The 25908-nt window shown below is 66.2% G+C and carries 27 protein-coding genes; 22 read left to right on the top strand and 5 right to left on the bottom strand.

The genetic code is table 11. The features are described 5' to 3' along the window. Nucleotides 1–45 precede the first annotated feature (45 nt). Together C8D95_RS15130 and C8D95_RS15125 are read right to left on the bottom strand one after the other, a co-directional pair. Complete coding sequence (locus C8D95_RS15130; RefSeq protein ID WP_109760036.1) at nucleotides 46–1008, bottom strand: TRAP transporter substrate-binding protein; 963 nt, start codon at nucleotides 1006–1008, stop codon at nucleotides 46–48. 30 nt (nucleotides 1009–1038) lie between these two features. Next, nucleotides 1039–2304, bottom strand: a complete 1266-nt coding sequence (locus C8D95_RS15125; protein WP_109760035.1) for an NAD(P)/FAD-dependent oxidoreductase — start codon at nucleotides 2302–2304, stop codon at nucleotides 1039–1041. A 100-nt stretch (nucleotides 2305–2404) separates the two neighbouring features. On the opposite strand from C8D95_RS15125, the gene C8D95_RS15120 reads away from it, so the two are divergent. Together C8D95_RS15120 and C8D95_RS15115 are read left to right on the top strand one after the other, a co-directional pair. Continuing rightward, the gene (locus C8D95_RS15120; RefSeq protein WP_109760034.1) at nucleotides 2405–3130 is read left to right on the top strand and encodes an aspartate/glutamate racemase family protein; all 726 of its coding nucleotides are present in this window, start codon (nucleotides 2405–2407) and stop codon (nucleotides 3128–3130) included. Nucleotides 3131–3222: 92 nt separating this feature from the next. Next, a complete protein-coding gene (locus C8D95_RS15115) occupies nucleotides 3223–4434 on the top strand; it encodes a hypothetical protein (RefSeq protein ID WP_109760033.1) in 1212 nt (403 codons plus the stop codon). A 51-nt stretch (nucleotides 4435–4485) separates the two neighbouring features. On the opposite strand, the gene C8D95_RS15110 is transcribed toward C8D95_RS15115, so the two are convergent. Both C8D95_RS15110 and C8D95_RS15105 read right to left on the bottom strand, forming a co-directional pair. Then, the gene (locus tag C8D95_RS15110; protein WP_109760032.1) at nucleotides 4486–5880 is read right to left on the bottom strand and encodes an aspartate aminotransferase family protein; all 1395 of its coding nucleotides are present in this window, start codon (nucleotides 5878–5880) and stop codon (nucleotides 4486–4488) included. A gap of 51 nt (nucleotides 5881–5931) precedes the next feature. Beyond that, the gene (locus C8D95_RS15105) at nucleotides 5932–6606 is read right to left on the bottom strand and encodes a GntR family transcriptional regulator (protein WP_109760127.1); all 675 of its coding nucleotides are present in this window, start codon (nucleotides 6604–6606) and stop codon (nucleotides 5932–5934) included. A gap of 94 nt (nucleotides 6607–6700) precedes the next feature. Between C8D95_RS15105 and C8D95_RS15100 the strand changes: the two genes are divergently transcribed. From C8D95_RS15100 to C8D95_RS15015, 18 genes are all read left to right on the top strand, one after another. Further along, nucleotides 6701–7786: a polyamine ABC transporter substrate-binding protein gene (locus C8D95_RS15100; protein ID WP_109760031.1), complete on the top strand. Its 1086-nt coding sequence runs from the start codon at nucleotides 6701–6703 to the stop codon at nucleotides 7784–7786. 54 nt (nucleotides 7787–7840) lie between these two features. Continuing rightward, nucleotides 7841–8965 (top strand): ABC transporter ATP-binding protein, encoded by a 1125-nt coding sequence (locus C8D95_RS15095; protein WP_109760030.1) that lies wholly within the window; start codon nucleotides 7841–7843, stop codon nucleotides 8963–8965. Between the two features lie 34 nt (nucleotides 8966–8999). Continuing rightward, nucleotides 9000–9887, top strand: a complete 888-nt coding sequence (locus C8D95_RS15090) for an ABC transporter permease subunit (protein ID WP_109760029.1) — start codon at nucleotides 9000–9002, stop codon at nucleotides 9885–9887. After that, nucleotides 9884–10696 carry an ABC transporter permease subunit gene (locus tag C8D95_RS15085; protein ID WP_109760028.1) on the top strand — a complete coding sequence of 271 codons (813 nt, stop codon included), beginning with the start codon at nucleotides 9884–9886 and terminating at the stop codon, nucleotides 10694–10696. Before C8D95_RS15090 ends, C8D95_RS15085 begins: the two co-directional genes overlap by 4 nt. Nucleotides 10697–10819: 123 nt before the next feature. Beyond that, nucleotides 10820–12793 (top strand): AMP-binding protein, encoded by a 1974-nt coding sequence (locus C8D95_RS15080; RefSeq protein WP_206508459.1) that lies wholly within the window; start codon nucleotides 10820–10822, stop codon nucleotides 12791–12793. Nucleotides 12794–12809: 16 nt separating this feature from the next. Further along, nucleotides 12810–13628 (top strand): ABC transporter ATP-binding protein, encoded by an 819-nt coding sequence (locus tag C8D95_RS15075; RefSeq protein WP_109760027.1) that lies wholly within the window; start codon nucleotides 12810–12812, stop codon nucleotides 13626–13628. A gap of 134 nt (nucleotides 13629–13762) precedes the next feature. Further along, complete coding sequence (locus C8D95_RS15070; protein WP_146203005.1) at nucleotides 13763–14113, top strand: hypothetical protein; 351 nt, start codon at nucleotides 13763–13765, stop codon at nucleotides 14111–14113. After that, nucleotides 14106–15092 carry a branched-chain amino acid ABC transporter permease gene (locus C8D95_RS15065; RefSeq protein ID WP_109760125.1) on the top strand — a complete coding sequence of 329 codons (987 nt, stop codon included), beginning with the start codon at nucleotides 14106–14108 and terminating at the stop codon, nucleotides 15090–15092. The genes C8D95_RS15070 and C8D95_RS15065 overlap by 8 nt, the downstream gene beginning before the upstream one ends. Beyond that, nucleotides 15092–15355 (top strand): hypothetical protein, encoded by a 264-nt coding sequence (locus C8D95_RS15060; protein ID WP_109760025.1) that lies wholly within the window; start codon nucleotides 15092–15094, stop codon nucleotides 15353–15355. The genes C8D95_RS15065 and C8D95_RS15060 overlap by 1 nt, the downstream gene beginning before the upstream one ends. After that, nucleotides 15352–15600: a hypothetical protein gene (locus C8D95_RS15055; protein WP_109760024.1), complete on the top strand. Its 249-nt coding sequence runs from the start codon at nucleotides 15352–15354 to the stop codon at nucleotides 15598–15600. The genes C8D95_RS15060 and C8D95_RS15055 overlap by 4 nt, the downstream gene beginning before the upstream one ends. Then, on the top strand, nucleotides 15597–15941 hold the full coding sequence (locus C8D95_RS15050) for a hypothetical protein (protein WP_109760023.1): 345 nt from the start codon (nucleotides 15597–15599) through the stop codon (nucleotides 15939–15941). The genes C8D95_RS15055 and C8D95_RS15050 overlap by 4 nt, the downstream gene beginning before the upstream one ends. 28 nt (nucleotides 15942–15969) lie before the next feature. Further along, on the top strand, nucleotides 15970–17046 hold the full coding sequence (locus C8D95_RS15045; protein ID WP_109760022.1) for a branched-chain amino acid ABC transporter permease: 1077 nt from the start codon (nucleotides 15970–15972) through the stop codon (nucleotides 17044–17046). Nucleotides 17047–17095: 49 nt separating this feature from the next. Further along, the gene (locus C8D95_RS15040) at nucleotides 17096–18376 is read left to right on the top strand and encodes an ABC transporter substrate-binding protein (protein ID WP_109760021.1); all 1281 of its coding nucleotides are present in this window, start codon (nucleotides 17096–17098) and stop codon (nucleotides 18374–18376) included. 75 nt (nucleotides 18377–18451) lie between these two features. Continuing rightward, a complete protein-coding gene (locus tag C8D95_RS15035) occupies nucleotides 18452–19276 on the top strand; it encodes an ABC transporter ATP-binding protein (protein WP_109760020.1) in 825 nt (274 codons plus the stop codon). 185 nt (nucleotides 19277–19461) lie between these two features. After that, a complete protein-coding gene (locus tag C8D95_RS15030) occupies nucleotides 19462–19725 on the top strand; it encodes a hypothetical protein (protein ID WP_109760019.1) in 264 nt (87 codons plus the stop codon). Then, on the top strand, nucleotides 19709–20929 hold the full coding sequence (locus C8D95_RS15025; RefSeq protein WP_109760018.1) for a phenylacetate--CoA ligase family protein: 1221 nt from the start codon (nucleotides 19709–19711) through the stop codon (nucleotides 20927–20929). Before C8D95_RS15030 ends, C8D95_RS15025 begins: the two co-directional genes overlap by 17 nt. Continuing rightward, complete coding sequence (locus tag C8D95_RS15020) at nucleotides 20926–21552, top strand: GDSL-type esterase/lipase family protein (RefSeq protein ID WP_109760017.1); 627 nt, start codon at nucleotides 20926–20928, stop codon at nucleotides 21550–21552. Before C8D95_RS15025 ends, C8D95_RS15020 begins: the two co-directional genes overlap by 4 nt. A gap of 22 nt (nucleotides 21553–21574) precedes the next feature. Continuing rightward, nucleotides 21575–23002: a carnitine 3-dehydrogenase gene (locus tag C8D95_RS15015; RefSeq protein ID WP_241239841.1), complete on the top strand. Its 1428-nt coding sequence runs from the start codon at nucleotides 21575–21577 to the stop codon at nucleotides 23000–23002. Nucleotides 23003–23012: 10 nt separating this feature from the next. Here C8D95_RS15015 and C8D95_RS15010 read toward each other — a convergent pair whose 3' ends face one another. Continuing rightward, the gene (locus C8D95_RS15010; RefSeq protein ID WP_109760016.1) at nucleotides 23013–23459 is read right to left on the bottom strand and encodes a MarR family winged helix-turn-helix transcriptional regulator; all 447 of its coding nucleotides are present in this window, start codon (nucleotides 23457–23459) and stop codon (nucleotides 23013–23015) included. Between the two features lie 49 nt (nucleotides 23460–23508). Here C8D95_RS15010 and C8D95_RS15005 point away from each other — a divergent pair, with 49 nt between their 5' ends. Together C8D95_RS15005 and C8D95_RS15000 are read left to right on the top strand one after the other, a co-directional pair. Beyond that, nucleotides 23509–24207: an HAD family hydrolase gene (locus tag C8D95_RS15005; RefSeq protein ID WP_241239842.1), complete on the top strand. Its 699-nt coding sequence runs from the start codon at nucleotides 23509–23511 to the stop codon at nucleotides 24205–24207. A gap of 79 nt (nucleotides 24208–24286) precedes the next feature. Beyond that, the gene (locus C8D95_RS15000) at nucleotides 24287–25843 is read left to right on the top strand and encodes a trimethylamine methyltransferase family protein (protein WP_109760014.1); all 1557 of its coding nucleotides are present in this window, start codon (nucleotides 24287–24289) and stop codon (nucleotides 25841–25843) included. The last annotated feature ends 65 nt before the right edge of the window (nucleotides 25844–25908 follow it).

The raw sequence follows: 25908 nt of genomic DNA, 5'->3' as shown, positions 1-25908 counted from the left end.
GCGGTGTTCCCGGGCCGGGACGTGCCGGCCCGGGAAAGTTGGCGATCAGTTCTTGAAGCCGTCGACGATGGACTGGCCCTGCTCGCCCGTGGCTTCGAGCCATTCGGTCGTCATGGTCTCGCCGAAGCCCATGAAGTCGGTACGGAGCTGGTCGCCCGGAGGCGCCACGGTCATGCCGCCCTCGGCCAGGCCGTCGAGGTAGAACTGGGTCAGTTCCTTCGACTTGGCGAGGCCGGTCTCGGCCGCGGTCGCGGCGCAGTCGGACATGGCGGTCTTGTTCTCTTCCGAGAGGCCGTTCCAGGCGTCGAGGTTGACGAAGATCGTGTTGCGCGGAAGCCAGGCGTCGACCTGATAGAAGTGGGTCAGGTGCTCCCACACCTTCTCGTCGTAGCCGGTCGAGCCGGAGGAGACGAAGCTTTCCGCGACACCCGTGGCCAGCGCCTGGCTGAGTTCGGCGGCCTCGATCTGGACGGGCTGCATCTTGGCGAGCTCGGCCAGCCGCGCGGTGGCGGCGTTGTAGGCGCGGAACTTCACGCCTTCGAGGTCGGCGGCGGAGTTGATCTCCTTCTTCGCATAGAGACCCTGCGGCGGCCACGGCACCGAGTAGAGGTAGTGCAGGTTCTGGCTGGCCAGAAGCTCCTCCAGTGCGGGTTGCGCGGCCTCGTTCAGCTTGACGCTGTCGTCGAAGGAGGTGGCGAGGAAGGGGATCGAGTCGTAGCCGAAGAGCGCGTTCTCGTTGGCGTGGGCCGACAGGAGACGCTCACCGATCAGGGCCTGTCCGGTCTGGACCGCGCGCTTGATGTCGCCGCCCGGGAAGAGCGAGCCGTTCGGGTGGGTCTGGATGTCGATCTCTCCGCTCGTCGCGTCGCGGACGCAGTCGGCGAAGCCCTGGGCGGTCTCGGTGTGGAAGTTGGTCGCGGGATAGGCCAGCGGCATGTCCCAGGTCTCGGCAAAGGCCGCGCCGGCTGTCAGTGCCGTCACCGCCGTCATTGTGGCGAATGTCTTCATCTTGGTGTCTCCCGGTTGGTTCTTGTTGGTTCAGGTGAAACGTGCAGGCGAATAGGGCGAAAGGTCAATGTTGGGCCGCCGTCCCGAGATCAGGCGGGACAGGATCTGCCCGGTTTTCGGGCCTCCGGTGAGGCCGACGTGGTCGTGTCCGAAGCCGAAGTAGGCGCCTTCGGTGCCGGGAACCTCGCCGATCAGCGGGATCGAGTCGGCGACCGAGGGGCGGTGGCCCATCCATTCGACGGTGCGCTTCCAGGTCAGGCCGGGCATGGCGGCGCGGATGTTCCTTTCCAGCAGGCGGAAGGGCGCGCGGGAGGCGGGCGCGTCGAGGCCGCCGAACTCGACGACGCCGGCAAGGCGGATGCGGCCCTCCATCGGGGTGGCGACGAACTTTCCGCTCGCGACCATCACGGGCGCGCGGGGCATCACCGAGGGCTCCCAGAGCTCGAGGTGATAGCCGCGCTCGCTTTCAAGGGGGACGGTGACGCCGAGTTTCTGCGCGAGGCCCTTGGACCATGCGCCAGCCGCCAGCACGACGGCGTCGCAGGGGATCGTTTCGCCGCTGACGCGGAGGCCTGCGACGCGGCCGTCTTCGCGGGCGACGTCGGTGGCGTCCCCGATGACGAGACGCGCGCCTTGGGCGACGGCGTGCTGTGCCAGGTCCTTTACGTAGCGGCCCGGGTCGGCGATCCGGCCGTGATCGCCGCAGCGTGCGGCAAGCTGGAAGCGCGGACCGAGGGCGGGGTCGTAGGCGCGAAGGGCGTCGCCTTCCAACACCTCCCATTCGATGCCGTGACGGCGGCGGATGTTCCAGCCGAAGGCGTCGCCCTCGTACATGGCGCGGGTGTCGTAGAGGAACACGTAGTCCGACGGGACGATCCAGCCTTCCGCTCCGGTGCCCTGCGCGAGCGCCTGGTGGTCGGCGAGGCTGTCCCCGATGATCGGGTGCAGTGCCGCCGCGCGGCGCTCGACGCCTGCGACGGTGCCGTTCGAGAGATAGCTGCGCAGCCAGGGTGCGAGGCGGGGCAGGTAGCCCCACTTCAGGAACAGAGGCTGATTGGGGTCGAGGAGCATCCGGGGCGCCTTGCGGAGAAGGCCCGGAACGGTGACGGGGATGATCGAGCAGGAGGCGAGGACGCCGCCGTTGCCGTGGCTCGCGCCCTCGGCGGGACCCTTGCGGTCGACGAGGATCACGTCGTGCCCGTCGCGGAGGCACCAGATCGCGGTCGAGACGCCGACGATGCCCGCGCCCACGATCGCGACGGTCCGCTTCTCCGACGGTGTGTTGCCCTGATTCATCTGTCCCCCGGCGGCGAGCCTGCCCCATCGCACGGGCCGCGACAATTCCTTTTAAGCGGGAAGGGCTTGGGGCAGTCTCGCGCCGACGAGGGAGGCGCATATGCGGATCACGGGCGGCAAGGCGGTCTATGGGGCATCGGTGGGGATCCTGATGCTGGAGGCGCGGTTCCCCCGCATCCTGGGCGACATGGGGAACGCGGGGACCTGGGACTTCCCGGTGCTGTATCGGGTCGTGCGGGACGCCTCGCCCGACCGAGTGGTGCGCAAGGGCGGCGAGGGGCTCTTGCCCGCGTTCATCGAGGCGGCGCGGTCGCTGGAGGCGGACGGGGCGGACGGGATCACGACGAATTGCGGGTTTCTGGCCCTGTTCCAGGAGGAGCTTGCGTCTTCGGTGTCGATCCCGGTCCTGACCTCCTCGCTGATGCAGGTGAGGGCGGTCAATGCGATGCTGCCGAAAGGGAAGAGGGCGGGGGTGCTGACCATCTCGCGCTCGACGCTGACGCCGGGCCACCTCGCGGCGGCGGGGGTGCCCGAGGGGACGCCCATCGGGACGACAGAGGGTGGGGCACACTTCACCGAGGCGATCCTTGGCGATGCACCGGATCTGGATCCGGCCCTGGCCGAGGAAGACAACGTATCGGCGGCGATGGCGCTGGTCCGGGCCAATCCCGAGATCGGCGCGATCGTTCTCGAATGCACCAACATGACGCCCTACGCCTCGGCGATCCGAAGCGCGACGGGTCTTCCTGTCTTTTCCATGGTCACCTTCGTGAACTGGTTCCAGGGCGCGATCAGGCCGCGCCGGTGGTCGGTAGACCTCCACTGAACGGCGTTCAAGTTTTTCGTTGAACGACGTTCAGGCGTGTGCTATGAAGCTGCGTGAACGATGTTCATGCGGGATAGGGAAAGGACACTTTAATGACACACGTCGTGCATACCGAGCGGCTTCTGCGGGAGGGAGTAATCGACGCCGCGCAGGCCGCTGAGATCGCGCGCCGCTCGCGCGAGACGATGGTGGCGCTCGTGGTCAACTCGGTGCTTTGCGTCGGCATCGTCGCGGCGACGCTTGGACTGATCTTCTGGCTAGGCAGCGCGGGGGCGGTCGCCTTCGCCGGGACGATCTTCCTGATCGCCGGGGCTGCCGTCCTTTTGAAGGGCGGCGAGATCTACCGGATGCTCGGGAACGCCTCGGCGCTGATCGGGGCCGGAATGATGATCGGCGGGGCAGGGGTCGAGGCCGCGCGCCTTTACGCCGAAAACGCGGACGTCTTCCTGATGATCGCCGGAGCGGCCGTTGCGGGCGGCGCGTTCGTCGTCTTCCGCCAGGGGTCGGCGACCCTGCGCTTCGTCTCGGGCGCGACGATGCTTCTGGGGGGTGCCATGCACCTCGCGGGCGTGGGCTTCGCCATGTCGGATGCCTCGGGGCTCGAGGCGGCGGCAGTCAACGGCTATGCCTTCCTTCTGCTGCTGGCGGCCGGTGTCCTTCTGGACGTGCGGCTGGTGACGGCGCTGGCCATCGTACCCTTTGCGCAGATGCTCGACACCGGGACGGACTACTTCCACGCGATGTATGTCTTCTATTCGCCGGAAAGCACGCTGACGATCCTTCAGATGATGGCTTTGACGGCGGTCTGCATCGTGGTGATGCGTCAGGGACGGGAGCGCTTCGCGCGGCATGCCGGGATCCTCGCGATCCTAGCCGTCGTGGTCGGCAACCTCGCCTTCCTCGTCGGCTCGCTTTGGGGCGACCAGGTGGGTGCCTCGCTAGCGCTGGACGGGCCGACCTGGACGGAGGGCATGGAGTGGAGCGACTACCAGACCCAGGTCGAGGCCTGGGAAGCGCAGTTCCTCTACATCTCCGAGAACGTGTTCAGCCTGGTCTGGGCGGCGCTTCTGGCGGTCGGGACCTTCTGGGCGGCGCACGCCAACCGGCGAGGTCTCTTCAACGCTGCGATCACCTTCGGCGCGATCCACGGCTATACCCAGGTCTTCGAGACCATGGGCGACGAGCCGATGGCCTGGGCCTTGGGCGGCCTCGCCCTGATCCCGCTGGCCTGGGGCATGTGGCGATTGAACCGCTACCTGTCGGAAAGGCAGGGTCCGGGGCAGGAGACCGCGCTGGCGGCTTGAGGTCCGAACGAAGAGAATTGGCCGTCGCAGAAATGCGGCGGTCTTGTCGTGTCAGGACGCCGCCTTCAGCAGCCCCTCGTCCTTCAACCGCGCATGGGTCTGGTCCAGCGTCTTCCAGACGCGCTCGATCAGGATGTCGATTTCTTCGCGCGTGATGACGAGTGGCGGGGCGATGATCATCCGGTCGTAGACGTGGCGCATGATGAGGTTGTTGCCGAAGCTGAACTCGCGGCAGATGTACCCCACCGTCCCCGCCTCGGACGCGAAGCGCGCGCGCGACGGCTTGTGCGGGGTGAGGGCGATGGAGCCCATGAGGCCCACGATGGTCGCCTCGCCGACAAGCGGATGGTCGACAAGCGACAGCCACTTCTCGCGGATATACGGCCCGACGTCGTCGTGGACGCGCTGGACGAGCTTTTCTTCCTCGATGATCGCCAGGTTCTCGAGTGCCACCGCCGCCGCGACCGGGTGGCCGGAATAGGTATAGCCGTGGTTGAACTCGTCCGAGCCGATGACTTCGGCCACCTCGTCGGACACGACCGAGCCGCCGATGGGCAGGTATCCGGAGGACAGGCCCTTGGCGATGGTGATGATGTCGGGCCGCGCGCCGATGGCCTGATGGCCGAACCAGTGGCCGGTGCGGCCGAAGCCGGTGATGACCTCGTCGCAGATCAGGAGGATTTCGCGCTCGTCGCAGATGCGCTGGATCTCGGGCCAGTAGTTTTCGGGCGGGATGATGACGCCGCCCGCGCCCTGGATCGGCTCGGCGATGAAGGCCGCGACGTTGTCCTCGCCGATCTCGTCGATGGCGGTCTCGAGCTGGCGCGCGCGGGCGCGGCCGAAGTCCTCGGGGCTCGCGTCGCCGCCTTCGAGATACCAGTAGGGCTGGTCGATGTGCCGGATGCCGGGGATCGGCAGACCGCCCTGCGCGTGGATGCCGGCCATCCCTCCCATCGAGCCGCTGCCGACGGAGGAGCCGTGATACCCATTCTTGCGCGAGATGATCCAGGACTTGGACGGCTTGCCCTTCAGCGCCCAGTAATGCCGCACCATGCGAAGGTTGGTGTCGTTCGCCTCGGAGCCCGAGCCCGCGAAGAAGACGTGGTTCAGATCGCCGGGGCAGATCTCGGCGAGCTTGGCGGCAAGGTCGATGGCCGGGATGTGCGTCGTCTGGAAGAAGGTGTTGTAGTAGGGAAGCTCGCGCATCTGCCGGTCGGCCGCCTGCACCAGACGCTCGCGCCCGTAGCCCACGTTCACGCACCACAGGCCGGACATGCCGTCGAGGATGCGCTCGCCCTCGCTGTCGGTCAGCCACGAGCCTTCGCCCCGCACGATGATGCGCGCGCCCTTCTTCGCGAGGCTCGACTGGTCGGTGAAGGGATGCATGTGGTGGGCGGCGTCGAGCGCCTGGAGTTCGGCGGTCGGACGGACGTTGGTCAAGGGCATGTCGGCCTCCTGTGAGGTGATGCCGCAAATATGATCAAATTCGGGGACCGGTCAATCGGCGCCTGAGGCGGTGGCCGTGTCGGACAGGGTCAGGCGGACCTGACCCATGCCCTGGCGGATATCGTCCGCGACCGCGTGTGCCGCGGCTTCGGGGTCGCCCGCGCGGAAGGCGTCGAGGGCAGCGGCGTGCTTGTCGGGCAGGTTCGAGGTGCCGAACCGGCCGCACACGATGCGCAGCGAGGGTCCGATCTGAAGCCAGAGCGACGAGGCGATCTTGCGCAGGACGGTCGCTTCGGCCTGGTCGTAGAGGCGGAAGTGAAAGCGGTAGTTGAACTCGAGATACCGCTCGACGTCGCCCGACGCGATGGCGCGGTCGACCTCGGCATCGAAGGCCGTCAGATCCGAAAGGCAGGCGTCGGTCATTCGGAGCGCCGCCTCTTCGGCCAGGCGCGGCTCGACCGCGAGGCGGGCGAAGGCGATCTGATCCAGCCGGTCGCGGTCGATCTCGGGGACGTGGAGGCGACGGTTCCGGCCCAGCTCCAGCGCGCCTTCGGCCGTAAGCCTGCGGATCGCCTCGCGCACCGGGGTCATGCCCGCCCCGATTGCATCCGCGATCCCCTGGATTGTCACCGACTGTCCAGGCGCTAGGGTTCCAAACAGGATCATGTTCCTGATCTGCCGGTAAATGGCCTGATGCTCGGGGAGTTTTGCCAATGAATTGGTCATATTCCGGGCCGTGCCGCCGTCTGCCATACGAATCGCTTGAGAATGCCTCGTCATTTGATCAAATGACCGGCGAGGTGCCAATGGGGAGACCGAAATGAAGCGCACACTTTTCACGACTCTTGCCCTTGCCGCGATGGCCTCTACGGCCGCGATCGCGGAAGAAGTCAGGGTGTACAACTGGTCGGACTACATCGACGAGGAATTGCTGACGAAGTTCGAGGAAGAAACGGGAATCGACCTCATCTACGACGTCTTCGACTCGAACGAGGTGCTCGAGACCAAGATGCTGGCGGGAAGTTCGGGCTACGATGTCGTGGTTCCGACCGGGACCTTCCTGCAGCGTCAGATCTCGGCCGGGGCGTTCCAGAAACTCGATGACGCGCAACTGCCGAACCGCGAGAACATGTGGGATGTGGTGTCGAGCCGCACCGACAAGTACGACCCGAACGGCGAGTACTCTATCAACTACATGTGGGGCACCACCGGGATCGGCGCCAACGTGAACAAGGTCAAGGAAGTCCTGGGCGAAGGCGCTCCGACGGACAGCCTGGCTCTTGTGTTCGATCCGGCCAACATGGAGAAGCTCGCCTCCTGTGGTGTGCATTTCCTCGACGCACCGACCGAGATGATCCCGGCCGCGCTGAAGTACATCGGCGAAGACCCGAACAGCCAGGACCCGGAGGTGATCGCCAAGGCCGAAGAGGTCCTGATGGCGGTCCGGCCCTACGTCCAGAAGTTCCACTCGTCCGAATACATCAACGCGCTCGCCAACGGCGAGATCTGCGTGGCCTTCGGCTGGTCGGGTGACATCCTTCAGGCGCGGGACCGTGCGGCCGAGGCGGACAACGGGGTCGAGATCACCTATACGATCCCCAAGGAAGGGGCGCTGATGTGGTTCGACCAGATGGCGATCCCCGTCGACGCGCCGAACCCCGAGGGAGCCCACAAGTTCCTGGACTTCATCATGAACGCCGAAAACATGGCTGCGGCATCGAATTACGTGTATTACGCCAACGGAAACGAGGCGTCGCAGCAGTATCTCAACGAGGACGTGATCGGCGACACCGCAATCTATCCGAGCGAGGAGACGCTTGAAAACCTTTACACCGTCGATCCTTACGACGCGAAGGTGCAGCGGACCGTCACCCGGCTGTGGACGAAAGTGAAATCCGGCACCTGAGGCCGGTCCGGCCCGGCGGCGGTGCCGCCGGGCCATCTCTCGAGGGGCAAAAAATTGGTCAATTCCACCGTCTTCGCGCCGTGGGAAGATCCCGGCCAGACGCCGCTGATCCGCATCGAGAACGTCACCAAGCGCTTCGGCGATTTCACCGCCATCGACGACGTCTCGATCGACATCTACACCCGCGAGTTCTTCGCCCTTCTCGGCCCTTCGGGCTGCGGCAAGACCACGCTGATGCGGATGCTCGCGGGGTTCGAGACCCCGAGCGAGGGGCGCATCACCATCGACGGCAAGGACATGGCCGGCGTGCCGCCGAACAAGCGCGCCGTGAACATGATGTTCCAGTCCTACGCGCTGTTTCCGCACCTCACGGTCTGGGACAACATCGCCTTCGGGCTGCGCCGCGACCGGATGGACAAGGACCGCGTCGCCGCGCGGGTGGAAGAGATGCTGAAGCTGACGCAGCTTCAGAAGTTCGCCAAACGCAAGCCGCACCAGATCTCCGGCGGTCAGCGGCAGCGCGTGGCGCTTGCGCGCTCGCTGGCGAAGGCGCCGAAGCTTCTTCTGCTCGACGAACCTTTGGGCGCGCTCGACAAGAAGCTGCGGGAAGAGACCCAGTTCGAGCTGATGGAAATCCAGGAAAAGACCGGCACCACCTTCGTGATCGTGACCCACGACCAGGAAGAGGCGATGACGGTCGCCTCCCGCGTTGCGGTGATGAACCACGGCAAACTCGTGCAGGTCGACACGCCCGAACGCATCTACGAAGCGCCGAAATCGGTCTATGTCGCGGACTTCATCGGCGACGTGAACCTGATCGAGGGCCTCGTGGCGTCCGTGGGCGAGCTGGCCGAGCTGACCTGGGCCGAGGGCAAGGCGCCTCTCATCGGGCAGTCGGGCGCGTCGCTGAAGGCGGGCGACGAGGCCGTCTTCGCCATCCGCCCCGAGAAGATCGCCATCTCGCGCGAGGAGCCCGAGGCGCGGAACCGCGTGCGCGGCAAGATCGTCGACATCGGTTACCTGGGGAACCTCTCCGTCTATCACGTCCAGCTTCCGGACGGCAGCTACATGAAGTGCGAGGTCGGCAATCGCAGTCGCGTCTCGCGCCGCGACTACACCTGGGAGGACGAGGTCTGGCTGTCCTGGACCGACACCGCCGGGCTGGTGCTGCCGTCATGAGACGCGCGGCCGGGGCGGGCGAGGAGACGCGGACATGAAACGGCTCTTCACCGTCATCCCCTATGCCTGGCTCATCGTCCTGTTCCTGGTCCCCTTCGCCATCGTCTTCAAGATCTCGCTGTCGGACTACGCCGTCTCGATCCCGCCCTACGCTCCCACGCTCGACATCGCAGGCGGGTGGCAGGCCGTGAAGGACTTCCTGGGCGAGCTCGATTTCGAGAATTACGTCTTCCTGACCGAGGACGCGCTTTACTGGAAAGCCTACCTGTCGTCGCTCAAGATCGCCGCCATCTCGACGGTCCTGACGCTTCTCGTCGGCTATCCCATCGCCTACGGCATGGCGCGGGCGCCCGAGGCCTGGCGGCCGACGCTGATGATGCTGGTGATCCTGCCGTTCTGGACCTCGTTCCTGATCCGCGTCTACGCCTGGATCGGCATCCTCGCGACGGAGGGCTTACTGAACCAGTTCCTGCTTTGGATCGGGATCATCGACGCCCCGCTCGGTCTCCTGAACACGCCGACGGCGGTTTATATCGGCATCGTCTACACTTACCTGCCTTTCATGATCCTGCCGATCTATGCCGCGCTCGATCGGCTGGATCCGTCGCTTCTGGAGGCGGCCGAGGATCTGGGCTGTTCGCGAACGACAGCCTTCTGGACCGTGACGGTGCCGCTGTCGCGCCCCGGCGTCATCGCGGGCTGCTTCCTCGTCTTCATTCCGGCGGTTGGCGAGGTGGTCATCCCGTCGCTCCTCGGAGGTTCGGACACGCTGATGATCGGCAAGATCCTGTGGGAGGAGTTCTTCTCCAACCGCGACTGGCCGGTGGCGAGCGCGGTGGCGACGATCCTGCTTCTGATCCTGGTTGTGCCGATCGTGCTGTTCCAGCGTCAGCAGCAGGCGGCGCGGGAGGCCGAGCAATGAACCGCATCTCGTCCTTCAACATCGTGTCGCTGACGCTCGGCTTCGCGTTTCTCTACATCCCCATGATCATCCTTGTGATCTACAGCTTCAACGAGTCGAAGCTGGTCACGGTCTGGGCCGGCTTCTCGACCAAGTGGTACGGAGAGTTGCTTCGCAACGAGTCCTTCCTTGCAGCCGCCTGGGTCACGCTGAAGGTGGCGTTCTTCTCGTCCACGCTGGCCACGATCCTCGGCACCATGGCGGCCTACGTCATGGTGCGGCGCGGACGCTTCGCCGGGCGGACGCTGTTCTCCGGCATGATCTACGCGCCCCTCGTCATGCCCGAGGTCATCACGGGCCTGTCGCTCCTGCTTCTGTTCATCGCCATCGGGCTCGACCGGGGTGTGCTGACCATCGTGCTGGCGCATACGACCTTCGCCATGTGCTATGTCTCGGTCGTCGTCTCGTCGCGCCTCGTCAGCTTCGACCAGTCGCTGGAAGAGGCGGCGCTGGACCTTGGCTCGACCCCTTTCGAGGCGTTCCGGCTGGTCACCATCCCGATCGTGGCGCCTGCCGTCCTGTCGGGCTGGCTTCTGGCCTTCACGCTGTCGCTCGACGATCTCATCATCGCCTCTTTCACCTCGGGCCCCTCGGCCACGACGCTGCCCATGAAGGTCTGGTCCTCGGTACGCCTTGGCGTCAGTCCCGAGATCAACGCCCTGTCCACCATCTTCATCGGCATCGTGACCGTGGGCGTGCTGATCGCCTCGGTCGTCTCGAAGCGCGCCATCTCCCGCCGGCAGGCCGAGGAACTGGCGGCCGAGAGCTGAGACGGGCGTGATACGTTTTATTGAACGAGCGTTCAAAAAAACCAATTGACGCAGCGGGGATCTGCCCGCCATCCTTCGGCAGACGGAACCCCGGGCACAACGGGGCCGACAGGGAGGAGAACATTGACAGACGCGCATCTGTCGGATGAGCCGAGATCCATTCCGGGGCTTCTCGCGCGCAATGTCCGGCGTCACGGCGACCGTCCGGCCTATCGGGAAAAAGAGCTGGGCATCTGGCAAAGCTGGACCTGGGCCGAGGTCGCGGACGAGATCGAAGCGCTGGCGCTCGGGCTTCTGGCGCTTGGCCTCGAGAAGGGCGACCACGTCGCAATCGCGGGTCGCAACCGACCGCGCTTTTACTGGACGATGGTGGCGACGCAGATGGCAGGCTGCGTTCCCGTGCCGGTCTATCAGGACAGCGTGGCCGAGGAGATGGCCTATGTCCTCGACCACTGCGGCGCGCGGATGGCGGTGGTGGAAGACCAGGAGCAGGTCGACAAGACCATCGAGATCAAGGACCGGCTGCCGAACCTTCGGGATGTCATCTACCTCGATCCGAGGGGGTTGAGGAAATATACCCACGCGCATCTGAAGCCCTTTGCCGAGGTGCAGGCCGCGGGCCGCGCGCGGCGCTCCGAGATGATCGCCGAGTTGGAACGGCGGCGCGACGCGGCCGGGCCGGACGACACCTGCGTCATGCTTTATACCAGCGGCACCACGGGCCGGCCGAAGGGCGTCGTCCTGTCGAACCGCAACATCATCGAGACCTCGCGCGCCTCGGCCGAATTCGACAGGCTGACCGAGCACGAAAGCGTGCTGGCCTACCTGCCGATGGCCTGGGTCGGCGACTTCATCTTCTCCCTCGGACAGGCCATGTGGTGCGGCTTCTGCGTGAACTGCCCCGAGAGCACGACCACGATGCACGAGAACCTGAACGAGATCGGGCCGACCTATTTCTTTGCGCCGCCCCGATACTTCGAGGAGCGCATCACCACCATCACGATCCGGATGGAGGACGCCTCGGCCCTGAAGCGCCGGATCTACGACCGCGCGATGGCCCATGCGCGGAAGGTGGGACCGTCGATCCTCGACGGCAAACCCGTGTCGGGGCGGGACCGCTGGCTCTATCGTCTGTTCGACGTCCTGATCTATGCGCCGATCCGCAACCGCTCGGGCATGTCGAACGTGCGCGTGGCCTATACGGCGGGCGAGGCGATCGGCCCCGAGATCTTCGACTTCTGGCGCTCGCTCGGGATCAACCTCAAGCAGCTCTACGGCCAGACCGAGGCGTCGGTCTTCATCACGCAGCAGCCCGATCACGAGGTGAGGGCGGATACCGTGGGCGTGCCGTCGCCCGGCGTCGAGTTGCGCATCGCCGAGACGGGAGAGGTCTTCTACCGCTCGCCGGGCGTCTTCGTCGAGTATTACAAGAACCCGGCCTCGACCGCCGACACCAAGGACGCTGACGGCTGGGTGGCAACGGGCGACGCGGGCTTCATCGAGGAAGGCACGGGGCACCTTCGGATCATCGATCGCGCCAAGGACGTGGGCAAGCTGGCGTCAGGAGCGCTGTTTGCGCCAAAGTACGTCGAGAACAAGCTCAAGTTCTATCCCGCCATCCTCGAAGCCGTGGTCCACGGCGCCGACCGGGACTATTGCACCGCCTTCATCAACATCGACCTCAGCGCCGTCGGCAACTGGGCCGAGCGCAAGAACATCGCCTATTCCTCTTACCAGGAGCTGGCGGGGCACCAGGACGTGCTGGATACCATCCAGTCCCACGTCGAGGAGGTGAACCGGTCCATCGCCGGGGACGAGATGCTGTCTGGCTGCCAGGTCCGGCGCTTTCTGGTGCTGCACAAGGAACTGGACGCGGACGACGGCGAACTGACACGAACCCGCAAGGTCCGCCGCAAGATCATCAACGAGAAGTACGACGATCTTGTTAACGCGCTGTACGACGGCTCGAAGACGGTCACGACCGAGACGGAAGTGACCTATGAGGACGGGCGCAAGGGTTCGATCAAGGCGACGCTGGAGATCAGGGACGCCGCCGTGGTGCCGGTCGAGGCGAAGCGGATGGAGGCGGCGGAGTGAGGCTGCGGGGCTTAAAATGAACGCCATGTCCGGCAACACCACCACCGCCGACGGCCGCAAGATCGGCGGCGTCCTGATGGAGATGCGGAACATCACGCTGCGGTTCGGCGGCGTCGAGGCGATCAAGGACATCTCGTTCGACATTCTCGAGGGCGAGGTGCGCGCGATCATCGGTCCGAACGGGGCCGGAAAATCGAGCATGCTCAACGTGATATCGGGCTTCTACAATCCCCAGGTGGGCGAGGTGTGGTTCCGGGGCGAGAAGCGGCCTCCGATGAAGCCCTACGAGGTGGCGCGGCTGGGAATTGCCCGGACATTCCAGAACATCGCGCTCTTTGACGGGATGAGCGTGCTGGACAACATCATGACCGGACGGCTGACCCACATGACGACGGGGATGCTGGCGCAGGCGATCTGGAAGGGAAAGGCCGAGCGGGAAGAGGTAGCGAACCGCGAGATCGTCGAAAAGATCATTGATTTCCTTGAGATACAGCACATTCGTAAAGTGCCGGTGGGGCGGCTACCCTATGGGCTGAAGAAGCGGGTGGAGCTGGCGCGGGCGCTGGCCGCGGAGCCGAAACTTCTTCTCCTCGACGAACCCATGGCGGGGATGAACGTCGAGGAGAAGGAGGACATGAGCCGTTACATCCTTGATACGAATGATGAATTCGGCACCACCATTGCGCTGATCGAACACGACATGGGCGTCGTCATGGACCTGTCGGACCGGGTCGTGGTGATGGACTACGGCAAGAAGATCGGTGACGGCACGCCCGACGAGGTGCGCAACAACCAGGAGGTCATCGACGCCTATCTGGGGGTGGCGCATGACTGAAACGCGGGTCGGTATCACGTCGGTATTGCGTAGGTGCGTCGTCGGAGGTTTCCGGGCGGAAGCCGGGAGCATGGGGGTGAGTGATGTGGGGTGCCAGGGTCGTCACGGTCATCGGTTTCGTCTTTTTCGCGCTGATGGCGCTCCTGATGCTGATCCTTCTCGGCGTCGGCCTATTTTATCATCCCGACGGATGGGTTGTGCAGAGCGCCGTCGGCGCACTGACGGCGATTTGGATCGGCGTTGCCGGATGGTTGATGACCGTGCTCTGGAAGCGCGGACGCTGGGCCCGGAGAGAGCGTGGCGCCGCGATCGTCCTGCTCGCGCCGCTCGCTTTTATCATGGTGGTGACGAAGGCGGACCCCGACATCAGGTACGTCGTCCTCTTAGGAAGTGCGCCGCTTCTGGCGGGTTTTTTGTGTCGGTCGGGCGCATCGAACGGACCGCGTCAAGTCAAAGCGGGGACCTCGGGGGTGAATGATGCCTGACCAGCTTCTCTTCGCGATGGAGGTCACGCTGAACGGCCTGATGGCGGGCGTGCTCTATTCGCTCGTGGCGCTGGGCTTCGTGCTGATCTTCAAGGCGAGCGGAATCTTCAACTACGCGCAGGGCGTGATGGCGCTTTTCGCGGCGCTGACGCTGGTGGGGATCATGGAGGGGCAGGTGCCCTTCGCGCATCTCATCAACAGCGTCTTCGGGACCGACATCCATCACTTCGGCTGGCACGTCCCGGCGCTCGCGGCGATCGTGCTGACGATGGTGCTGATGATCGCCTTCGCCTGGGCGGTGAACCGCTTCGTGCTGCGTCACCTCGTGAACCAGGAGCCGATCATCCTCTTCATGGCGACCATCGGGCTTGCCTACTTCCTCGAGGGCGTGGGCGACCTGATGTGGGGGTCGGACATCAAGACGCTGAACGTTGGCCTGCCTCAGGGGCTGAACGAGACCATCGACCGGGTCACCTATGAGGCGTTCGGATACGGCTTCTTCATCGACAACCTCGACATCGTGGCGACGGTCATCGCGGTGGTGCTGGTGGCGGGTCTGGTGCTGTTCTCGCAGTACACCAAGCAGGGCCGGGCGCTGAGGGCGGTGGCCGACGACCACCAGGCGGCTCTGTCGGTCGGCATTTCGCTGAATTACATCTGGGTGCTGACATGGTCCATCGCGGGCTTCGTGGCCCTTGTCGCGGGCATCATGTGGGGGGCGAAGTCGGGCGTGCAGTTCTCGCTGTCGCTGATCGCGCTGAAGGCGCTGCCGGTGCTGATGCTGGGCGGCTTCACCTCGATCCCTGGGGCCATCGTCGGCGGACTTATCATCGGGGTGGGCGAGAAGCTGTTCGAGTTCCTGATCGGCGTCCACATCGGCGGCGCGACCGAAAACTGGTTCGCCTACGTGCTGGCGCTTCTGTTCCTCGTCTTCCGGCCTCAGGGGCTGTTCGGCGAGAAGATCATCGAGAGGGTGTGATGGACGATTTCACCATGAGGATGCTCCACCGGGCGCCGCTGGTCCTGCTGATAGTCGCCGGCGCGTTCCTTGTCGGCTCGATCCTGAACGCCTTCTACACGTACGCGACCTTCATGCGCAGTGAGGACTATGGGGGTGGTGGGCTTGGATACCTGCTAGTCGCGCTCTTCAACGCGTTTTACCAGCCGTCGATCCTGCTGGGCTGGGCCGCGGCGGTACACTGGCTGTCGGTAATTGCGGACGAAAGGCGGTACGGGAAATGACCAAGCTGATTGCCATCCTGAACGTCGTCGCCTGGTCCGGCTTCTGGGCCTTCGGTTATCTCGCCATGACCGGCGGGGGCGGCAGCGCGGTCGTGGCCTCGCTTCTGGCCTTCGCGGGCGCGGCCGTGGGGATCTGGGCCTATCTCCAGCTTGTCCGGCACGCCGAGGCGACCGGCTATGCGCCGCCGCAGAAGCGGGCGGAGGTGACGGGCGCGGGGCCGGTGAACGCGGAGGACCCGACATGACGCGACTGGCGCTTGTCCTTGTCTTCCTCGTGTCGCCGGCCGGGGCGGAGCCGCTGGACGGCGCGTTCCGGGGCGTCTTCAACGAGCTGACGCTGTCGGTGACGGAGGGCAAGGCCGTGGCCGAGGTCTCGTCCGGCGCCTGCCTCGGCTACCTTGAGGGCGGGGTGACGGAAGTCGCGGTGGGGCGGTGGGAGATCCTGGGATCGGTGCCCGAGGCGCCCTGCGTCCTCAGCCTGACGCGCGGCGACGACGGACGCATCGAGATGATGGAGGGGCCGGGCTGCACCTTCTACCACGGCATGAGCTGCGAGCTGTCGGGCATCCTGGAGGCGGCGAAATGAGGCGGACGACGGGACGGGGAGGGCAGCCGTGATCTATCGCGAGGCGGGCGACTTCAAGACGACCTACGCGGCGGACGCGCAGACCTTTCCGATCAAGCTGGACCGCTGGGGTTACTTCGTCATCCTCGCCGTCGCGGTGCTGGTCGTGCCTTTCTTCATCACCGACTACATGGCGAACGCCATCCTGGTGCCCTTCCTGATCTACGCCATCGCGGCCATCGGGCTGAACATCCTGACGGGCTACTGCGGGCAGGTCAGCCTCGGGACCGGGGGCTTCATGGCGGTGGGCGCCTATGCCTGCTACAAGCTGATGACGTCTTTCCCGGACGTCAGCATCGTCATCCACATCCTGCTCGCGGGCCTCGTCACGGCCGCCGTGGGCGTGCTGTTCGGGTTGCCGTCGCTGCGGATCAAGGGGTTCTACCTCGCGGTGGCGACGCTGGCGGCGCAGTTCTTCCTGGTCTGGCTCTTCAACAAGGTGCCGTGGTTCTACAACTATTCGGCCTCGGGCCAGATCAGCGCGCCCGAACGCACCGTCCTCGGCGTGGCGGTCACAGGCCCCTCGACCGACGCCTGGGCGACCTACATGATCTGCCTCGTGTTCACGATTGTCCTGGCGCTGATGGCGCGAAACCTGACGCGGGGATCTGTGGGGCGGCGCTGGATGGCGATCCGCGACATGGACATCGCGGCCGAGATCATCGGGGTCAATCCGCTGAAGGCCAAGCTGACGGCCTTCGCGGTGTCGTCCTTCTACATCGGGGTCGCGGGGGCGCTGTTCTTCTCGGTCTACCTGGGCGCGGTCGAGGTGGGCGAGGTGTTCGGCATCCAGAAGTCGTTCCTGGTCCTTTTCATGATCATCATCGGGGGCCTGGGCTCGATCTTCGGAGCCTTCGCGGGGGCGGCGTTCCTCGTCGTTCTGCCGGTGGTGCTGAAGGTGATCGGCTCGGACTGGCTGGGATGGCCCACGGACCTTGTGGCGCATTTCAACCTCGTGATCGTCGGGGCGCTCATCATGGCGTTCCTGATCTTCGAGCCGCACGGGCTGGCGCAGCTCTGGCGGCTTCTGAAGGAGAAATTGAGACTCTGGCCCTTTCCGCACTAGGGCGGGGCATCCACGACATCGGACAAGAACCAATGGGAGGAGACTACCGATGAGACGACTTCTGACGGCGACCGTGGTGGCGGTCATGGCGGCGGCGCCGGCTCTGGCCGAGCTGGTGATCCCGTCCCTGAGCTATCGCACCGGACCCTATGCCGCGAACGGCATTCCCTTCGCGGACGGCTACCAGGACTACTTCAAGCTTCTGAACGAGAAGGACGGCGGCATCGGCGGCGAGCCGATCCGGGTGGTCGAGTGCGAGACCGGCTACAACACCGAGAAGGGCGTCGAGTGCTACGAGTCGACGAAGGGCGAGGGCGCGCTGGTCTATGCGCCGCTGTCGACCGGCATCACCTACCAGATCATCCCGAAGGCCAGCGCCGACGGGATCCCGGTGCATTCGATGGGCTATGGCCGGACTTCGGCCAAGAACGGCAAGGTCTTCGAGTGGATCTTCAACTACCCGGCCAACTACTGGGATGGGGCGTCCATCGCGGTGAAGCACCTGCTCGACATCAACGGCGGCAGCCTCGAGGGCAAGAAGATCGCGCTGGTCTATCACAACTCGGCCTACGGCAAGGAGCCGATCCGGACGCTTCAGGAGCTGTCGAAGAAGCACGGCTTCGAATTCATGGAGATCCCCGTCGACCATCCGGGGCAGGAGCAGAAGTCGCAGTGGCTTCAGATCCGGCAGCAGCGTCCCGACTATGTGCTGATGTGGGGCTGGGGCGTGATGAACCAGGTCGCCATCCAGGAAGCCGCCAACATCCGCTTCCCGATGGAGAACTTCATCGGCGTGTGGTGGTCCGGGTCCGAGAACGACGTGATCCCCGTGGGTGACGGCGCCGACGGCTACAAGTCGCTGAACATGCACATGCCGGGCATGGATTTCCCGATCTACGACGAGCTGAAGACCTATCTCTACGACAAGGGTCTTGCGGCTGGCGCGGGCGACCAGGCGGGCACGGTTCTCTACAACCGGGGCATGTACAACGCCATGATCATCGCGGAAGCGATCCGGAAGGCGCAGGAGCTGTCCGGTGCCACGGCCATCACGCCGGCGCAGTTGCGCGACGGGATGGAGCAGCTTGTCATCACCCAGGACCGGCTGACCGAGCTTGGCATCCCGAACTTCGGCCCCGCGGTCGAGGCGTCGTGCGAGAACCACGGCGGGCAGGGCATGGCCATCGTCCAGCAGTGGGACGCGGCGGCGAAGAAGTGGAACGTGCTGACCGACTACATCCAGTCGGATTCCGAGGTGATCGACGCGCTGATCGCCGAGGACAGCGCGGCCTATGCCGCCGAGGCGGGCATCACCGAGCGCTGCAACTAGCGGCGTGACCGAAGGTGGGGTGAACCCCGCCCTACCGTCCCCGGGGAGTCCGGGGGCGGGATGAGGGAGAGAAACATGCTCGACGCCGGAAAGACCGCCACGCCTCTTCTCGAGGTGAACAACATCGAGGTGATCTACAACCACGTCATCCTGGTGCTGAAGGGCGTCAGCCTGAAGGTGCCGGACGGCGGAATCACGGCGCTTCTGGGCGGCAACGGCGCGGGCAAGACGACGACGCTGAAGGCGATCTCGAACCTGCTCAAGTCCGAGCGGGGCGAGGTGACGAAGGGCTCGATCCTCTATCGCGGCGAGCGGGTGCAGGATCTCGACCCCTCGGCGCTGGTCAAGCGGGGCGTCATCCAGGTGATGGAGGGGCGGCACTGCTTCGAGCATCTGACGGTAGAGGAGAACCTTCTGACCGGCGCCTACACGCGGCGCGAGAGCGGGGCCAAGATCGCCGAGGACCTCGAGATGGTCTATGCCTATTTCCCTCGCCTGAAGGAACGCCGGAAAAGCCAGGCGGGCTATACGTCGGGCGGCGAGCAGCAGATGTGCGCCATCGGCCGCGCGCTCATGTCGCGGCCCGAGACGATCCTGCTAGACGAGCCGTCGATGGGCCTCGCGCCGCAACTGGTCGAGGAGATCTTCGGGATCGTGAAGAGCCTGAACGAGAACGAGGGCGTGAGCTTCCTTCTGGCCGAGCAGAACACCAACGTGGCCCTGCGGTTCGCGCATTACGGCTATATCCTCGAGTCGGGGCGCGTCGTGATGGACGGACCGGCGGCGGCGCTGCGCGAGAACCCCGACGTCAAGGAATTCTACCTCGGCATGTCGGACGAGGGACGCAAATCCTATCGCGAGGTCAGGTCCTACCGTCGCCGCAAGCGCTGGTTGAGCTGACCTCTACGACCAAGGTCGTATTTCCCCCTGGTCACCTGCTGGTCAAAAGGGGCGCGGGGGCAGCCTGGCGCCCTTTGGCGCCCATCCCGTTTTCGTGCGCCCAAGGCTTCGCTGGCAGGTCCCGTCCGGGTTGAAGCGACTTCGACCGGCCCGGTCTATCGAATTGGATGCTGGGAAGGTGATTGATGCTGGTGAACGTCCTCGATCTGCGCGAGAGGCCCTATCGCTGGAGCAACGTCCTTGCCGTGGTGCAGGCCGCGACGAAGGACAACGTGGCCGAGGACGCCGACGTCATCCACTCGAAGCTGGGGGTCGAGATCGACTATGCCGAACGCGACGGATTGTCGGTGCGTGACGCGGTCTTGTGGGCCGAGCGGCTGGACGGCATGGTGACGCTGTATCTCTACGACCGCGACCCGGAGACGCCAGCCGATGAGAGACCCCTATGACGCGCGGGAAATCCGCTCGCCCGAGGCCCGCGCCAACGACCTGAGACGGGACCTGCCCGAGGCCGTCGCACGCGCAGCACTTCTCGACGGCTACCGGGAGACGCTGGGTGGTATCGCGGCGGCCGGGGTGACGACGCGCGAGGCGCTGGCCGCGCTGCCGGTCCTCCGAAAGTCGGACCTCATGCGTCTTCAGGCCAAGGAGCCGCCCTTCGGCGGGCTGACGACGCGGGCGGCGAGCGACTTCGACCATGTCTTCCAGTCGCCGGGGCCGATCCACGAACCGGGACGGCGCGGCGGCGACTGGTGGCGGCTGGGGCGGTTTCTTCACGCCTCGGGCGTCGGGCGGGGCGATATCGTCCAGAACTGCTTCGGGTATCACCTGACGCCGGCGGGTCACATGTTCGAAAGCGCGGCCGAGGCCGTGGGGGCGACCGTCATCGCGGCGGGCACCGGGCAGACCGAGTTGCAGGTGCAGGCCGCAGCGGCGCTGGGGGCGACCGTCTATGCCGGGACGCCGGACTATCTGAAGGTGATCCTGGAAAAGGCCGACGAGATGGGCGTGACGCTTGGCATCCGCCGCGCGGGCGTGTCGGGCGGGGCGCTGTTTCCGTCGCTGCGCCAGTGGTACGCCGACCGCGGCATCGCCTGCACCCAATGCTACGCAACCGCCGACCTTGGGCTTGTCGCTTATGAGAGCGAGGCGATGGAGGGGATGATCGTCGACGAGGGCGTGATCGTCGAGATCGTGACGCCGGGCACGGGCGATCCGGTGCCGGACGGCGAGGTGGGCGAAGTCGTGGTGACGAGCTTCAATCCCGACTATCCGCTGATCCGCTTCGCGACGGGCGATCTGTCGGCCGTGTTGCCGGGGGTCAGCCCCTGCGGACGGACCAACATGCGCATCAAGGGCTGGATGGGACGCGCCGACCAGACGACGAAGATCAAGGGCATGTTCGTGCGTCCCGAGCAGGTGGCGGCGCTGGTGGCGCGCCATCCGGAGGTCGCGCGCGCGCGCGTCGTCGCGGGACGGGCCGACGAGGCGGACACGCTGAGGGTCCGGGTCGAGGGCGAGGGCGTCGACGCCGCCGCGGTCGCGGCGAGCGTCAGGGAGGTGTTGAAGCTGTCGGGCGAGGTCGAGGTCGTGGCCCCCGGCGGCCTGCCCCGCGACGGCGTCGTCATCGAGGACACGAGGACCTACGAGTGACGCGGCGGCTGCTGGTCTATGGCGATTCGAACAGCTTCGGCACCGGGCCGATGCGGACGCTCGACGAGGATCCGATCCACCAGGAGGGCGTGCGCTGGGGCGACGTCATGGCGGGCGAGTTGGGCGATGGCTGGGAGGTGATCGTCGAAGGGCTGCCGGGCCGGACGACCGTCCACGACGACCCGGTGGAGGGCGCTCACCTGAACGGGCTGACGGTGCTGCCGGCGATCCTGGGATCGCATCGGCCGATCGACCTTCTGGCGATCTGCCTTGGGACCAATGACCAGAAGCACCGCTTCGGGTTGACGGCGCAGGACGTGGCGATGGGGGCGGCCCGGCTGGTGCGTGCCGCGATGCTGACCGGCTGGGTGGGCCGGGTGCTGGTGGTGACGCCGCCGCCCGTGAAGGAGCGGGGAGACTTCCGCGAGATGTTCCGGGGCGCCGAGACGCGCGGCCGGGGGCTGGCCGCCGAGATGGCGCGCTTCGCAGCGCGCGAGGGGGCCGAGGTGTTCGACGCCGGATCGGTGATCGAGACGGACGAAGCGGACGGCATCCACTGGTCGGCCGCGTCTCACGACGCTTTGGGGCGGGCCGTGGCGGACGTGGTGCGCGGCCTCGGGTGACGGCGTCCGGCGGCGCGGTCGGATGATGCGTATTTCAGGCAAGATGAAGGGGCAGGCGATGCGGGCGGCGGTGATCGGGGGCGGCGTGATCGGCGGGGGCTGGGTGGCGCGCTTCCTGTTGAACGGGTGGGACGTGGCGGTCTTCGACCCCGACCCCGAGGCGGAGCGGAAGCTGGACGCCGTGCTGGCGAACGCGCGGGCGGCCCTGCCGATGCTCTACGAGCGCTCGTTGCCGAAGGAGGGGCGGCTGAGCTTCGCGTCTTCGGTGGCCGAGGCGGTGACAGGGGCCGATTGGGTGCAGGAGAGCGTGCCCGAGCGGCTGGATCTGAAGCACCGCGTTCTGGCCGAGATCGAAGCGGCGAATGCGGAGGCTCCGATCGGGTCGTCCACGAGCGGGTTCAAGCCCTCGGAGCTGCGCGAGGGGATGGCGACGGACGCGAGCGTTTTCGTCGCGCATCCGTTCAACCCGGTCTACCTGCTGCCGCTGGTCGAGATCGTGGGTGGCGAGGGGGCGGACGCGGGAGTGATCGCCCGGGCCTGCGAGGTGCTGCGCGGGATCGGGATGTATCCGCTCGTGATCCGCGCCGAGATCGACGCGCATATCGCCGACCGCCTTCTGGAGGCGGTGTGGCGCGAGGCGCTGTGGCTGGTGAAGGACGGCATCGCCACGACCGGGGAGATCGACGAGGCGATCCGCATGGGGTTCGGCCTGAGATGGGCCCAGATGGGGCTGTTCGAGACTTATCGCATCGCGGGCGGCGAGGGCGGCATGGCGCATTTCGTGGCGCAGTTCGGGCCGTGTCTCGCCTGGCCCTGGACGAAGCTGATGGACGTGCCCGAGATGACGGACGACTTCGCGGCGGAGATCGGCGCGCAGTCGGACGCGCAGTCGGGCGCGCTGTCGATCCGCGAGTTGGAACGGCTGCGGGACAAGAACCTCGTCGCCATCCTGCGCGCGTTGAAGCGCGAGGGCAGCGGGGCGGGGCGGGTTCTGCTGGAGCATGACGCGACGCTCGATGCGCCGGGCGAGGGTGTCCCGCTGGAGACGGTGCGGCGCGTCGTGCCGTCGGACTGGACCGACTACAACGGCCACATGAACGAAAGCCGCTATGGCCAGGTCTTCTCAGACGCCGCCGACGCGGTGATGGCGCATCTGGGCGCGGGGCCGGACTATGTCGCGTCGGGGCAGTCGTTCTTCACCGTCGAGACGCGGATTTCATACCTGATGGAGACGCGCGCCGGCGAGCGGATCCGGGTCGCGACGCGCGTGATGGGGGCGGAGGGCAAGAAGCTGAGGCTGTTCCACGAGATGGAGCGCGAGGCTGACGGCTCGGTCCTTGCGACCTGCGAGCAGTTGCTCGTGCATGTCGATCTGGGGACGCGGCGGTCGAGCCTTCCGGGGCCGGACCTGGCGGAGCGGATCAGGGCGCTGGCGGCGGCGCACGCCTGAGTGGACGCCTTCAGAAAACCGAGAGCCCGGCGCTTTCGCCTTCGGTCAGCCGCTCGAGGAGGGTAACGAGGTGGGCGTAGTCGTCCTTGCCGAGCTTCTTGCGCATGAGCGCGTTGTTCTGCACCGCGTAGGGCGTGCCCTGTGCGATCCGCTGCACGCCGAGGTCCGTCAGCGAGACGGTGGTCGTGCGGCGGTCGCGGCGGCCGGCCTCGCGCTCGATGAGGCCCGCCGTCTCCATCGTGCGAAGCGCGCGCGAGGTGGCGGTGCGGTCGATGCCCACGAATGTGGCGATGTCCGAGGGCTGCGTCAGCCCCTCGTTCCCGACGGCGAGGAGGATGCACCAGGTGGTGCGGGTCAGGTCCAGCGTCTTCAGCGCTTCATCGAGCCGTCGTTCCTGGAGGCGGGCGGCCAGCGAAAGGTTGTAGCCGAGCGAGGCGTGCAGGCGGTAAGGAGTCATGCAGGCATGTCAGGGGACATGCGAGGGGGAGTCAATTGGAAGTAGAACCGTGCGACGCGTAGAGGCGATCATTTTCGACAAGGACGGCACCCTCTTCGACTTTCAGGCGACCTGGGGCCAAGTGATCCTGACGCTTCTCGACCGCGTGGCGCCGGGCGGTCTGCGGGCGCCCTCGGCCGAGGCGCTGGGCATCGACGAGGCGACGGGACGGTTCCGGAAGGACAGCGTGGTCATTGCGAGCACGACGGCCGAAGTCGCGCTGACGCTGGCGGGCGTGACGGGGCGAGATGCGGACGAGATCGCGGCTATCGCCGACGGGCTTGCCACGCAGGCCGAGCAGGTGCCCGTCGTGGCTCTGCGCCCTTGCCTCGAAGTTCTGTCGGCACGTCATGCACTGGGACTTGTCACCAACGATTCCGAGGCGCCTGCACGGGCGCATCTGGAGCGGGCCGGGATCGGTGATCTCTTCGCCTTCGTCGCGGGCTACGATTCCGGGCATGGCGCCAAACCGGGTCCGGGTCAGCTTCTGGCCTTTGCAGCGGCGACGGGTCTCGATCCCGCGCGCACGCTGATGGTGGGCGACAGCCGCCATGACCTCGCGGCGGGGCGGGCGGCCGGCATGGGGACGGTGGCCGTTTTGACGGGAATTGCCGAAGCGCACGAGCTTCGGGATCTGGCCGACGCGGTCCTGCCCGATATCGGGCATCTCGAGGCATGGATCGCGGCGCGCGAGGCGGAGCCGGCCTGAAAGCGACCCAACCTGTCGGGAACCGCGTTTCAAGCCGCACGCCTTTGGCGGACAGTCCCGTGGAACGGAGGGACGGCGCATGACGGACGCGGCGGTCAGACGGCGGAGCGGGGGACGCGCAGGCAACCGCGACAGGCGCGGCGGCGAGATCTTCCGTCAGCAGCCCTGGGGGCCGGTGAAGAACATCGACCGGCCCGTCGAGCCGTTAGGCGAAGAGGGCGTGCAGGCGATCCACGACGGCGCGATGCGGGTGCTGGAGGAGATCGGCGTGGAGTTCCTGAACGACGAGGCGCTGGCCCTTTTCCGGCAGGCAGGCTGCACGGTCGAGGGGACGAACGTCCGGATGGGCCGCGACTGGGTGATGGAGATGCTGGCCCGCGCCCCGAGCCAGTTCACGCTGACCCCGCGCAACCCGGACCGTGTCATCACCGTGGGGGACGGCTCGCTTCTTTTCGGCAACGTCTCGTCGCCTCCCGCCTACTGGGACATGACGATGAGGACCAAGTCTCCGGGCACACGGGTGCAGTGCGCGGACCTTCTTCGGCTGACCCAGCACTTCAACTGCATGCACTTCGCCGGCGGCTATCCCGTCGAGCCGGTGGATATCCACCCCTCAGTCCGGCACCTCGACGTGCTCTTCGACAAGCTCACGATCACCGACAAGGTCCCGCACGCCTATTCGCTGGGGGCCGAGCGGGTCGAGGACGTGCTCGAGATGGTGCGGATCGCGGGAGGGCTGACCGAGGAGGCGTTCCGCGCGACCCCGCGGATGTACACCAACATCAACTCGACCTCGCCCCTGAAGCACGACACGCCGATGATCGACGGCTGCCTGCGCTGCATCCGGCGCGGGCAGGCGGTGATCGTGACGCCCTTCACTCTGGCGGGGGCGATGGCGCCGGTGACGATGGCGGGCGCGGTGACGCTGTCCATCGCCGAGGCGCTGTCGGCGATCGCACTCTTCCAGTGGGTGGCGCCGGGGTCGGCCTGCGTGCTGGGGACCTTTACCACCAACGTCGACATGACCTCGGGCGCGCCGGCCTTCGGGACGCCGGAATACATGCGCGCGACGCAGATGACGGGCCAGATGGCGCGGTTTTACGGGCTGCCGCTGCGCTCTTCGGGGGTCTGCACCTCGAACGCGCCGGACGGGCAGGCGATGTGGGAGACCTCGAACAGCCTCTGGGCGGCGGTGCAGTCGGGCACGCACATGATCTATCATGCGGCAGGGTGGCTGGAGGGCGGGCTGATCGCCTGTCCCGAGAAGTTCGTGATGGATTGCGAGGTGGTGCAGATGATCCAGCGCTACATGGACCCGGCTATCTGTGCCACGGGTCCGGACGAGATCGCCGTCGAGGCGATCCGGGACGTGGGGTCGCGCGGGCATTACTTTGGGGCCGAGCATACCCGCGCGCGCTACGAGACGGCGTTCTATACGCCTTTCGTGAGCGACTGGCGCAATTTCGAGGCCTGGTCGGCGGATGGCGGGGTCTGGACGCAGGAACGCGCGCACCGGCTGTTCCGGCGCATCGTCGAGGAGTTCGAGGAGCCGCCGATGGATGTGGCGATCCGCGAGGAGTTGGCCGAGTTCGTGGCCCGGCGGAAGGCCGAGGGCGGCGCGCCGACGGATTATTGAGGCCGTCCCGGAGGAATCGGCACTGTATGATCCATCATCCATGACCGTGTGAATCTTCATCTTAT

It is taken from the genome of Silicimonas algicola (genome assembly GCF_003148765.1).
GTDB classification, from domain to species: Bacteria; Pseudomonadota; Alphaproteobacteria; order Rhodobacterales; family Rhodobacteraceae; genus Silicimonas; species Silicimonas algicola.
This window is presented reverse-complemented; position numbering and strand designations above follow the sequence as displayed.